This window comes from Acinetobacter sp. G18 (genome assembly GCF_052660225.1).
The window spans coordinates 3,682,183-3,693,595 of record NZ_CP109658.1; the positions used below are offsets into that span (position 1 = coordinate 3,682,183).

The 11,413-nt window shown below is 39.3% G+C and carries 12 protein-coding genes; 7 read left to right on the plus strand and 5 right to left on the minus strand.

Annotation, left to right across the window (positions count from 1 at the left end):
- The first annotated feature begins 51 nt into the window (after positions 1-51).
- Genes NE363_RS17425 through NE363_RS17435 form a run of 3 tightly spaced genes read left to right on the plus strand, consistent with a single transcriptional unit; the run spans position 52 to position 2,977 of the window.
- Positions 52-1,206, plus strand: coding sequence for a LysM peptidoglycan-binding domain-containing protein (locus tag NE363_RS17425; protein ID WP_019458005.1), 1,155 nt, complete (start codon positions 52-54; stop codon positions 1,204-1,206).
- 20 nt (positions 1,207-1,226) lie between these two features.
- Positions 1,227-2,357, plus strand: coding sequence for a DNA-processing protein DprA (dprA, locus tag NE363_RS17430; protein ID WP_445535536.1), 1,131 nt, complete (start codon positions 1,227-1,229; stop codon positions 2,355-2,357).
- A gap of 50 nt (positions 2,358-2,407) precedes the next feature.
- Positions 2,408-2,977 (plus strand): L-threonylcarbamoyladenylate synthase, encoded by a 570-nt coding sequence (locus NE363_RS17435; RefSeq protein WP_348884919.1) that lies wholly within the window; start codon positions 2,408-2,410, stop codon positions 2,975-2,977.
- A gap of 390 nt (positions 2,978-3,367) precedes the next feature.
- Here NE363_RS17435 and NE363_RS17440 read toward each other — a convergent pair whose 3' ends face one another.
- Together NE363_RS17440 and NE363_RS17445 are read right to left on the minus strand one after the other, a co-directional pair.
- Complete coding sequence (locus NE363_RS17440; protein ID WP_004705929.1) at positions 3,368-4,288, minus strand: DMT family transporter; 921 nt, start codon at positions 4,286-4,288, stop codon at positions 3,368-3,370.
- A 106-nt stretch (positions 4,289-4,394) separates the two neighbouring features.
- Positions 4,395-5,048, minus strand: a complete 654-nt coding sequence (locus NE363_RS17445; protein ID WP_077164355.1) for a TetR/AcrR family transcriptional regulator — start codon at positions 5,046-5,048, stop codon at positions 4,395-4,397.
- Positions 5,049-5,183: 135 nt separating this feature from the next.
- Between NE363_RS17445 and NE363_RS17450 the strand changes: the two genes are divergently transcribed.
- The 4 genes from NE363_RS17450 to NE363_RS17465 all read left to right on the plus strand — a co-directional run bounded on the left by NE363_RS17450 (position 5,184) and on the right by NE363_RS17465 (position 8,595).
- Positions 5,184-6,398 carry an MFS transporter gene (locus NE363_RS17450; protein WP_039252932.1) on the plus strand — a complete coding sequence of 405 codons (1,215 nt, stop codon included), beginning with the start codon at positions 5,184-5,186 and terminating at the stop codon, positions 6,396-6,398.
- 20 nt (positions 6,399-6,418) lie between these two features.
- Complete coding sequence (locus NE363_RS17455) at positions 6,419-7,183, plus strand: AraC family transcriptional regulator (RefSeq protein WP_288421645.1); 765 nt, start codon at positions 6,419-6,421, stop codon at positions 7,181-7,183.
- 121 nt (positions 7,184-7,304) lie between these two features.
- A complete protein-coding gene (locus tag NE363_RS17460) occupies positions 7,305-7,850 on the plus strand; it encodes a glutathione peroxidase (protein WP_191103146.1) in 546 nt (181 codons plus the stop codon).
- Between the two features lie 145 nt (positions 7,851-7,995).
- On the plus strand, positions 7,996-8,595 hold the full coding sequence (locus tag NE363_RS17465) for a hypothetical protein (protein WP_004705934.1): 600 nt from the start codon (positions 7,996-7,998) through the stop codon (positions 8,593-8,595).
- Positions 8,596-8,656: 61 nt separating this feature from the next.
- On the opposite strand, the gene NE363_RS17470 is transcribed toward NE363_RS17465, so the two are convergent.
- From NE363_RS17470 to atpG, 3 genes are read right to left on the minus strand one after another with little or no spacing between them, the layout of a single operon-like run.
- Complete coding sequence (locus NE363_RS17470; RefSeq protein WP_004705935.1) at positions 8,657-9,076, minus strand: F0F1 ATP synthase subunit epsilon; 420 nt, start codon at positions 9,074-9,076, stop codon at positions 8,657-8,659.
- Between the two features lie 17 nt (positions 9,077-9,093).
- A complete protein-coding gene (gene atpD / locus NE363_RS17475; protein WP_004705936.1) occupies positions 9,094-10,488 on the minus strand; it encodes a F0F1 ATP synthase subunit beta in 1,395 nt (464 codons plus the stop codon).
- 30 nt (positions 10,489-10,518) lie between these two features.
- Positions 10,519-11,388 carry a F0F1 ATP synthase subunit gamma gene (gene atpG / locus NE363_RS17480; protein WP_002114131.1) on the minus strand — a complete coding sequence of 290 codons (870 nt, stop codon included), beginning with the start codon at positions 11,386-11,388 and terminating at the stop codon, positions 10,519-10,521.
- Positions 11,389-11,413: the final 25 nt, after the last annotated feature.

Consider the following 11,413-nt stretch of genomic DNA (forward strand, 5'->3'; position numbering starts at 1 on the left):
TAGCCGCCTATTATAACGCATCTGCACGCATAATTTTTAGGAATTATCATAATGAAAAAGGTTTTTGACGGCATGGTTCAATTTCATGCTTTGGGGATAAAAAAGCATTTACTTGCTTTAGCACTCTGTACAGGAGTTGCATTTGGTACGGTAGCAGAGGTTCATGCTGCCAGTCCGAATCATAATCCGCCTTCTCTTAAAAGCAATGCACCCAATGTGTATGTTGTAAAACGTGGAGATACCTTATGGGATATTTCCGGTCATTTTCTAAATAAACCATGGCGTTGGCCTGAAATCTGGGCAAGCAATCAACATGTGAAAAATCCGCACTGGATTTATCCAGGTGACAGATTACTACTGTGTAGCTTAGATGGACGACCATTGGTAGGTAAAGATGAAGGAGATGGCTGTGTAGGTATTATTCGTCGTTACACAGGCCAAACCACAAACTTGCAACCACAAGTTCGTGTCGAAGCATTAAATAACAGTGTACCGGTTATTCCACTTGAACATATTAAACAGTGGTTAGAGCACAGTACTATTTTACCAGCCGATTCAATTGCCAACACACCTTACATTGTTGGGACAGCAGATCAACGTGTACTTGCAGGAAAAGGCCAAACTATTTATGCAAGAGGAAAAGGTCTAGTTGAAGGTCAGCGCTATGCTGTTTATCGCGAAGGCGAACCTTACTATTTCACAGACAGTAAAGGTAAAAAGCATAGCTTAGGCATAGAGCTGTCACAGGTTGCTTCTGGTGTTGCGATGTCTACTGAAAAAGACATTACCACATTGGAACTTACCGATAGCTATGATGGTGAAGTCCGTCGTGGCGATCGTGTTATGCCTGAAGAACAAGCTAATTTACCAACATTATTTTACCCCGTAGATGCTAAGCAAGTGACTGATGGCGGCAAAATTATTCGCGTCATGGGATCAATTGGTAGAGCTGCAAAAAATAGTGTCGTGACTTTAGACCGCGGTACAGCACAAGGTGTTCAGGTTGGTCAAGTTTTTGATATTGATCAACAAGGCGAGACCATTCGCGATCCAAAAACAAAAGAACCAATTCAGCTACCTGGTCAACAAATTGGTAGTTTAATGGTCTTTAGAACTTTTGATCAGCTGAGCTATGCTTATGTTCTTGAAAGCAGCTTACCAATTAAAGTCGGTTCAAGCATTCAGCCACCTCGTTTTACTGATTAGTGCTGGATGTACCATTTACAATGCTTACCCAACTTTCTTCACACCATTACCACACACTTAAAGTGTGGTATTTGGTGCAACACTCGTTAGTTAGCTTTAAAAAAATTATTGATTATTTTGGAGACTGTGAAAAAGCCACTCAACCTGATGGTTTAGCAAAGTGGCAATCTCTTGGCTTACATGCCAATCACTTAAAGCGTCTAAATGAGTTTCAAACGGCGCAAGGTCAAACCGAGTTTGAACGACTTATACAACAAGTTCAGCAGCATACTGATTTTATTTTGACACCAGATGATGCTGGCTATCCAACTCAATTACTCCCTTATACAGATCATCCACCTGTTATTTTTGGAAAAGGTCAGGCACAAGCATTATTACAACCGCAAATTGCGATTGTCGGTAGCCGAAAACCTAGCCCACATGGTCGTCAGGTGGCTTATGATTTTGCCTATTATTTAAGTGAAAAGGGTTTTTATGTAAGTAGCGGCTTGGCATACGGCATTGATGAAGCAGCTCATCAAGGTGCATCTGTTCATCAACGTACGATAGCAGTGACAGGTACAGGTTTAGACAGTACCTATCCAGCTCAAAATAAAAAATTGGCAGAACATATTCTGGCTCAGAACGGCGCCATCATTAGTGAGTTTTTACCGGGAACACCACCACTACAGCAGCATTTTCCACGTAGAAACCGAATTGTTAGCGGTCTGAGTTTAGGCGTATTAGTTGTAGAAGCGACTTTAAAAAGTGGCTCCCTCATTACTGCCAATAAAGCAGCTGAGCAAGGCAAAATCGTATTTGCCATTCCCGGTCATATTTACAGTGAATTTCATCAAGGTTGCCATCAACTTATTCGTGAAGGTGCAATTTTAGTCGATCACCCTGAACAAATTATTGAAGACCTCGCCCTACCCACCCAATGGCAGAGCCAACAAAACTCAACAGAGGAGGCAATCGTTTCTTGCACCCCAGAAATTCCAGAGCATTTGATTAATCTTTATCAGTCTTTAGACTGGGTAGGCCAAAATATTGACCAGCTTGTTTTGCATCATTCACAACCTGTTTCTGAACTCACCTCATCACTGATGGAACTAGAACTAATCGGTTTATGTATGCAACAATCAGGATTGTATTTACGTTGTCGTTCTTAATATTAGAGCGCACAATAACGACTCTGTTTGATTGAAAGGAAAGTGTTACCATGATTACGACCTCAGTGACCGAAGCAGCCGAATGTTTACAACAAGGTCAAGTTTTGGCATATCCAACTGAGGCAGTCTGGGGACTAGGCTGTGACCCGTTTAATGAGCAAGCTTTTCAAAAAATTCTTGAATTGAAGCAGCGTCCTATCGAAAAAGGCGTCATTTTATTAGCTGGCCACATTAATCAAGTCGAGCATTTGCTGACTTCTTTACCGCAAACGACTCAACAAGAGATTATTGACTGCTGGTCTAATCATCAACCATCAGAAAGAGCTACGACTTGGTTATTGCCAGCTGATCAACATATACCTTCATGGATTAAGGGCGAACATCCCCTTGTAGCTGTACGAGTAACAACACATCCTTTATGTGTGGCATTGTGCAACGCTTTTCATGGTTTTATTGTGTCGACGAGTGCCAATCCTAGTGGACAAGAACCTGCTCATTCACTACAAGATGCCTGCCAATACTTTGGTTCACAATTAAACTATCTCAATGGTGACTTAGGGCAAAGTCAGCAACCAAGCCGAATCATTAATGCCTTAACTGGTGAAGTCATTCGTCCTTAATTGTAGACAAAAAAAAGCTCAGTTATATAGGGATAACTGAGCATAAAAAAGGATGGGTATATACCGCATCCAGAGGGTTTGGATATCTCTGGAACGAAAGAAAAATTGCTTAAAATAGCGTCTTTCGTAGTGGACGCTATTATGTGGTAAGAGACTATAGTAGAGAAATATATAATTTCTCTAAAAAAAGCATGAAAAGTGTAGGGAATTTAGATTTTTTCGCTTATAAGTTAAAATTATATTAATATTTTTACTCGTCTTTTTTAATATTTATATTTCAACTTGTTTTTATAATCTATTTATAAATCATATAGAAAAACTTTAACTAAGAAAAAAATGGCATATTTTCATCAGTTTTTTCTAAAATACGCCATAGTTTTTTTAATGACTTTAGTTTTGCTCTTGGATTAAGTCTGGTTTTTTAACACTGACCTTTTTTTGAGCCATAATGATACCAATTAAGATCACGATGCCACCTAAGGTATGGTAAATGGTCCACTGTTCAGATAACCAAACGCTTGCAATGACTGCCGTAAAGACAGGAACCAAGTTCATGAAGATGCTGGTTCTATTTGGGCCAAGTTGTTGTACGGCCAGCATCCAAACTAATGGCGCAATTAAAGAGGCAAATACTCCAGCATAAATTGCACTTGGCGCATTTGCTGCATTCAAGCCATCAAGACCAAACCAGAAAATTAAAGGCAGATGAAATATCACAGAAAACCCAATCTGCACATATAAGCTTGTCATGATTGGAAGCGGAAGCTGCCATTTTTTAAGGAAGACTCCATAAAATGCGTAGAAGAACACGGCAATAATCATTAATGCATCACCAAGATGTCCACCACCACTTAACAGCTTATGAATATCTCCTTGGGACATGACATATAGCAAACCTGCGAAAGATAAAATACTGCCAAAAACTGCAAATCGATTAGGCACATCTTTTAAAATCGCAAGAGAAACAAAAATAGTAAAGATTGGAATGAATGCGTTCACAATCCCCATATTAGTTGCAGTGGTATAGTGAGCTGCTGTGTAAGCAAGACCTTGATAGAGCACCATTCCAAATGCACTTAGCACAGCAAGCTTAGGCAAATATGGTTTTACTAACTGTCTCTGTCTCCAAACTGACACAATCATAAATGGAGTCAAAATGATAAAAGCAATTAGCCATCGATAAAAACTAATGCTCACCGGAGAGATATAATCCGAGACGTATCGAGTGACTACAATATTTAAAGACCAAATCAATACTGCCAAAATGGGGAAAATAAATGCCCATTTGTGATATTTCATGACCTGACTCATAGTAATACACCCTCTACAAAAGAGATTTTATTTTGGAGAATGTCTTAATAAATTGAAATATCGCATTTCCGACATTGATATTGAACTTAGGACATTACTAATTTTTTTAAAATAATGCCCAAGCTTTCATAGCATGCTCTACCACTTTGTGTAGTTGCTCGGTACTCGCGCCATCTCTCGCTTGAATCGTCAGCCCTTGAATAACTGTGGCATAGAAATCTGTCATTTCTTGAAGAGGTGCATCGGCAGCTAAGTCACCCTGTTCTACACCCTGTTCTAGACGTTTTAATAACTTTTCTTTGGTCTTTATTCTCTTATCTAATAAATTTTGCTGTACGTCTTGCGTTGCATCAGAACAATTCATAGCTGCCACTACCAACATACAACCAGCTGGCTTATTAGGTTGAACCAATCTTTTTACATTGTCATAAAGATATAATTCAAAAGCAATTTTTGCTGTTTTGGCTTCTAAAAAAATTGTTTCTATAGGACATGCTTCATGAGCTAAGTAGTAATCAATACTCTTATAAAACAGGCCTGCCTTATCACCAAAAGTACTGTATAAGCTTGGTGCTGTAATTTCTAAAGCCTGCGTTAAGTCACTAATCGACGTTGCTTCATAGCCATGTTCCCAAAAAAGTAACATTGACTTCTCTAACACTTGCTGCTCATCAAAGCATTTAGGGCGTCCACGCTTCTTTTTCAGCGTTTCTTCATTAACAACAAGATCTGTTTCATGCCTATTTGTCATAAAGATCACATCTATTTTTATAACAATCGTTATTAAATTAATTGACGTTCGATTTTTTATCAACTATTTTATTTTCATAATGATCGTTAGTTAATTAAAAATTTGTCTTTCTTCACTTTGAATTTAGCCAAGTCAGGATTTCTTATGGAACAATCTACTACTTCTAAAGCGCGACCCACGACCTCCACTCAAGGGAGCTGGTTTGCCATTCTGGCCGTTGCCATTGCAGCATTTGCATTAGTAACAAGTGAATTTTTACCAGTCGGTGTTTTAAATAGCGTTGCGGCTGATTTGCATATTTCTGTAGGTACAGCTGGTCTTATTATTACTGTCCCTGGCATTATGGCAGCGATTGCAGCTCCGCTATTACCTGTTTCAGTCAAACAACTTGACCGTCGTTATGTGCTTATTTTACTCACTGCAATTATGGTCATTGCCAATACCATTACTGCTTTTGCAGAAAACTTCCATGTTTTATTACTGAGCCGCTTAATTTTAGGTATCTCAATCGGTGGCTTTTGGGCCACAGCTATTGCATTAAGCGGTAAGCTCGCACCTGCACATTTGCCTATTGCTAAAGCCACTGCCGTAGTTATGGCTGGTGTAACCTTTGCGACTGTATTAGGGGTACCAATTGGAACTTGGTTAAGTGAGTTTTATGGCTGGCGTAGTGCATTTGGTATTACCGCTGCGATCGGTCTTGTTGTACTCGTACTTCAACTGATTTTCCTACCTAAACTTATACCAGACTCAGCAATTCATATTCGTGATTTACCTGCGTTATTGCGCACACCTAAAGCACGCAGTGGCATGTTGATTGTTTTATTAATTGGTCTTGCTCACTTCTGTGCTTATAGCTATTTAGCACCTTTCTTTAAGAATATTGCAGGATTCAACGGTACAACTATTAGTTCATTATTATTGCTTTACGGAATTGCTGGTATCTTTGGAAACGCGTTTGCAGGATATAGCGGCAACTTAAATGTCCGTTACACTCTAGCCTTCGTTGGAACATGTTTTGCAATCGTGTTTTTCGGCTTCCCTATCTTTGCTATTCATGAATTTGGTGCAATCGTCCTTACTGCATTATGGGGCTTCGCATTTGGTGCTTTCCCTACCTCTGCCAATATTTGGATGTTTGTACATGCACCTCATGCCGTAGAAAAAGGTATGCCGCTTTTTGTTGGCATGTTCCAAGTCATGATTGCTACAGGTTCATTATTAGGTGGTTATGTAGTTGATCATTTCAATGAAAATACTTTAATTTATGGTGTATTAAGCTTCGTTGCTTTAGCATTAATTAGTACATTTACCTTTGCCAAAGGCTTAAATAATCCTAAAGTAACTTGTGAAAATTAAATATTACTTAGAGTAAATAGATGAAAAATGAGGGCCAACAATTTTCCTTATTGAACCATATAGAAGTTCATGAGTTTCTATATGAAAAAGAAGATATTGTTCGTCCTCATGCTTCACTTTGGGGAGATTTTAATTTCAGTTTGAATGGTATTTTGGAAATACAGGTAGAAGAACAAATCTACTTATCTCCTCCAAGCTATGGACTTTGGATTCCACCTCAAACGGTCCATCAATCTACTCATATCGATCATGAAATTCACTATATCTGTATTCGACTACACCCTAGCCTCTGTTCTATTTTAGGTAATGTCTGTAAATGCTTTAGTATTCAGCCTTTCTTTCGAATCCTCGTTTTACAAATTGTGGAACAGCAAAAACAAAATGGAAAACCTGAATATTTAGAACATCTTTTGCAAGTTCTATTTGATCAGTTACAACAAGCCACAGCATATTCTCATTACTTACCCCAAACACGTCATCCAGTTTTACTACCAATTTTGGAAAAACTTTCAGACCCATTATTTTTCAATCAATCTTTACAGCAGTTACTTCAGAATTTTTCAGTCAGTGATCGTCATTTATTGCGTCTAAGCCAACAAGAGTTACAACTTTCACTATCAGAATGGCGTAATCGGGCCAAAATTGTTTACGCCATTCATCAAATTCGACAAGGCATGTCGATTAAACGTTTAGCATACGATTTAGGTTATCAGCATAGTTCTAGTTTTATTGAATTTTTTAAAAGGTATACAGGCCAAACACCTGTTCAAATCAGAAACAATTAGATCGCAGACAGTTTTTTCTTCTCTTTTTATTTTTTGAACACGAATATTATTGCACTCCTCAAGAATAGCAGTTAAAACAAATGCGTTACTTAATATCAATTACAATCTTTAGGAAAGACTCATGACTCAATCTGTATATCACATTCCAGTAAAATCCATTTCAGGCGAAGCGGTTGACCTTGACCAATATAAAGGTAAGGTTTTATTAATCGTAAACACAGCATCTAAATGTGGTTTAACTCCACAATACGAAGGCTTAGAAAAGCTTTATCAAGCAAAGAAAGATCAAGGTCTTGAAATCTTAGGTTTTCCTGCAAACAACTTTAAAGAACAAGAACCTGGTTCAGATGAAGAAATTCAACAATTCTGTTCATTAAACTACGATGTTCATTTCCCACTTTTCTCTAAAATTTCTGTAGCAGGTGAAGATAAACACCCGCTTTATCAAGCACTCACAACAGCTCAACCAGAACGCGTTGGTGAAGGTCCTTTCCGCGAGCGTTTAGAAGGCCTAGGTATTCCAACTAACCCAGCACCAGAAGTTTTATGGAACTTTGAAAAATTCTTAGTGAATAAAAATGGTGAAGTTGTTGCTCGTTTTGCACCGAACTTAACAGCAGACGACGAACAAATTGTAAAAGCAGTTGAAGCAGAACTCGCTAAATAATTTTTATAGCGATTTAATAAAAAAGAGTGCTGTAGCACTCTTTTTTATTGTCTGGTCAGAATGTTGTTCATTTGCAACAATACCTTATTTCTACATATTTTATGCATATAGTACGCACTTGCTTTAGTTGGTATTGTTTGTAGTTATGAAAAAAGTTTTACAAGGTGCATTTCTTCCTTTTGTGATTTTTGCTTCAGGTATGCTATTACTTGGATGTGATCAGGCACAAGATCGTGCAAAAGATCAAGACTCTGCTCAAGCTACTGAACAAACACTAGATCAAACTGATAATTCTCAAGAAGAAACTCTGCCTAAAAATAATAAAAATGAATTAAAAAATGGGAATGTTTTTTATATTGTTCGAGATGCTGCTAACTTACAGCTCAAAGCCGGTGACTATATTGAAAAGCTTAAGGACACTCAACTTGATGTTGAGCAAGCCATTCAAGATAAAGATCAGCAAGAGCTAAAAACAACTGTAACGACACTAAAACAGCAGTTAAAAGGCTTAAATCAAGCACTACTTAGTTTAGATATTAAAAGTCAGGAAGTTGAAAATATTCGTCAAAACTTATTACAAGCAAATCAACAAGTTTTAAGCATGCCTTTATTAAATGGAAAATTAGAACAAATCGATTTCGACCAAATTGAGAAACAGCTCAATACAATCCAAATGGATATGGTCAAACTTGCTGCACTAATTGTGGCAGGAGATGACAAATCAGATTCAAAAACTGATTCTTAATTTTCTTTTTAGCAATAAAAAAAGCCACCGTAAGGTGGCTTTTTCAATCTCAAACCGCGTCTTATTGAGCGCGGTTTTTGATTTTACGGATTGTTTCAAGCTGACCTGCAATCTCTGAAAGAGATGCTAAAGCAGCAGCTGAGTCCAAATCACTCTTTTGGTTTGCAAGCAATTGTTCAGCATTTTTACGTGCTTCTAAAATTGCTGCTTCATCCAAATTGTCAGCACGGATAGCAGTATCTGCAAGAACCGTTACAACATGAGGTTGAACTTCTAAAACACCGCCAGATACATAGACGATTTCTTCTGTACCATTTTCCAACTGAACACGAATCGGGCCCGGTTGAAGCAAAGTAACAAGTGGAGCGTGTCCTGGCAAAATACCAAGCTCACCACCTGCACCTTTCGCGATTAACATCGATACTGCGCCAGAGTAAATAGACTCTTTAACACTTACGATATCACATTGCATAGTCGCCATGAGATGATCTCCTTAAATTAGAGTTTCTCAGCTTTAGCAATCACTTCGTCAATACCACCAACCATATAGAACGCTTGTTCTGGGATGTGATCGTATTCACCAGCTAATAGACCTTTAAAGCCACGAATCGTTTCTTTAAGTGGTACTAATTTACCAGGAGCACCAGTAAATACTTCAGCTACGTGGAATGGTTGAGAGAAGAAACGTTGGATTTTACGCGCACGGTAAACAACCAATTTATCTTCTTCTGCCAATTCATCCATACCCAAGATTGCAATGATGTCTTTAAGCTCTTTATAGCGTTGCAATACGTTTTGTACTGCGCGCGCAATTTCATAGTGCTCTTGACCAACAACTAATGGGTCTAACTGACGTGAAGTTGAGTCAAGTGGATCGATCGCTGGGTAAATACCAGAAGATGCGATGTCACGGCTCAATACTACTGTTGCATCTAAGTGAGCAAATGTAGTTGCAGGCGATGGGTCTGTTAAGTCATCGGCAGGTACATATACTGCTTGGATCGATGTGATCGAACCAGATTTAGTAGATGTAATACGCTCTTGAAGAACACCCATTTCTTCTGCAAGTGTAGGTTGGTAACCTACCGCAGATGGCATACGACCTAACAATGCTGATACTTCAGTACCCGCAAGTGTATAACGGTAGATGTTGTCGACGAATAATAATACGTCACGACCTTTACCATTTTCGTCTTTTTGATCACGGAAGTATTCAGCCATAGTCAAACCAGTTAACGCTACGCGTAAACGGTTACCTGGTGGCTCGTTCATCTGACCGTAGACCATTGCTACTTTGTCAAGAACGTTAGAATCTTTCATTTCGTGATAGAAGTCGTTACCTTCACGAGTACGCTCACCAACACCAGCAAACACAGATAAACCTGAGTGTGCTTTTGCGATGTTGTTGATCAATTCCATCATGTTAACGGTTTTACCAACACCCGCACCACCGAATAAACCAACTTTACCACCTTTTGCAAACGGGCAAAGTAAGTCAATTACTTTAATACCAGTTTCTAAAAGGTCAGTAGAAGCTGCTTGTTCAGCATAAGAAGGTGCTTGACGGTGAATCGGCAAACGTTCTTCAGTCGCAACAGGACCTGCTTCATCGATAGGACGACCCAAAACGTCCATGATACGGCCAAGCGTAGCTGGACCCACTGGAACAGAGATCGGTGCGTTTGTGCTAGTTACATTAAGGCCACGTTTAAGACCTTCTGTAGAACCCATTGCGATGGTACGAACAACACCATCACCAAGTTGTTGCTGAACTTCTAAAGTAGTTTCAGTACCGTCAACTTGGAGAGCGTCATAGATCTTAGGAACGCTTGTGCGCTCAAACTCGACGTCGATAACCGCGCCGATGATCTGAATGATACGACCGCTACTCATTGCTGTCTCCTCAATTCAAACTTAATAATGTTAAACGGCAGCGGCACCGCCAACGATCTCGGAAATTTCCTGAGTAATCGCGGCTTGACGCAGCTTGTTGTAAATGAGTTGTAGGTCTTTAATCAGTTGTCCTGCGTTGTCTGTCGCTGCTTTCATCGCGACCATACGAGCTGACTGCTCACATGCAACGTTCTCAATCACACCTTGATAAACCATAGACTCGATATAGCGAACCAACAAACCATTTAACAATTCTTCTGCTTCTGGTTCGTAGATATAGTCCCAACCATAAGTACGGTTGAGATCATCGCCTTCTTCTGCTGGTGCTAAAGGAACAAGTTGTTCTACTTTAGGCTGCTGAGTCATTGCATTAACGAAGCCATTTGATACGAGGTAGATACGATCTAATTCGCCTTTATCAAATGCATCAAGCATAACCTGCACTGAGCCAGTTAACTGTTCCAAACTCGGCGCATCGCCAAGTTGGGTAGTTGCACCAAGCACTTTACCGCCGTAATTCTTAAAAAACGAAACCGCTTTTTGACCAATTAAAGCAAATTCAACTTCAATTGACTGCTGTTGTTGTGCTTTGACATGCTGCACAACTTTCTTGAACAAGTTAATGTTCAAGCCACCTGCCAAACCACGATCTGAAGACACTACGATATAGCCAACACGCTTAACTGGGCGGTCAACCATATAACGGTGTTTGTATTCAGGGTTTGCTTGTACCAAGTGAGCAATTACACGGCGCATATTATCGGCATACGGACGGCCCTGAGCCATGCGCTCTTGCGCACGACGCATTTTAGAAGCAGCTACCATTTGCATCGCGCGAGTAATCTTTTGCGTGCTCTTGATACTAGCTACTTTGGCGCGAATTTCTTTTAAATTTGCCATACGCTTAACCTAGTATTCGAAAGCC